The following is a 519-nucleotide window of genomic DNA, read 5'->3' as shown; positions in this document are numbered from 1 at the left end:
AACTGTCATTGGCAATAATGATAGTGCTGTCTTTCTTCAGATAAACGTGGTTAACTGGATTGCCGTTAGCGTCACGTGCGTATGTACGCTTTTCCCCTGGCTCTGCAATCTTGTTGTCGTAATCAAACGCACCCAGGTAAACATCCACACCATTCTGACTAGTGCGATCGCTCCATCCATCATCTTGTGGTAGCGGTCGAGAATCATCACCTAATGGTTGCAAGTGCTCCATTTCGTTAATGTCGGTTGCATCAATGACGGCTTTTATTCTGCTGCCAATATTACTAAGCGCTCTGGTTATTCTTCCCACTTGCAGCCTCCTTTTGCTTGGCTCGTTGATTTCGCTTGCGGCATTTATCAGAGCCGCATGTTTGCGCGTTCGACTGCATTCGCATTGGTGGTGCGTCGCAGTCTGGGCATTTAAAGATTTTAGGCATTAGTCTTCCCACTCTATATTTAAGATTTTTCCGCTATCGACGCATTGTAGTGTTGCTTTGCATGTATCAATAACTGGTCCGC

General features: G+C 45.9%; 1 protein-coding gene. It reads right to left on the bottom strand.

Going from position 1 to position 519, the window contains the following annotated elements:
- Nucleotides 1-310 (bottom strand): hypothetical protein (locus tag DC53_RS0121190; RefSeq protein WP_033032784.1); only part of this gene is annotated, 310 nt, incomplete at its 3' end.
- Nucleotides 311-519 lie beyond the last annotated feature (209 nt).

The organism is Pseudoalteromonas fuliginea (assembly GCF_000690055.1).
GTDB lineage: Bacteria > Pseudomonadota > Gammaproteobacteria > Enterobacterales > Alteromonadaceae > Pseudoalteromonas > Pseudoalteromonas fuliginea.
The sequence above is the reverse complement of the archived record's forward strand: the minus strand, read 5'-3'. Positions and strand labels throughout refer to the sequence as shown.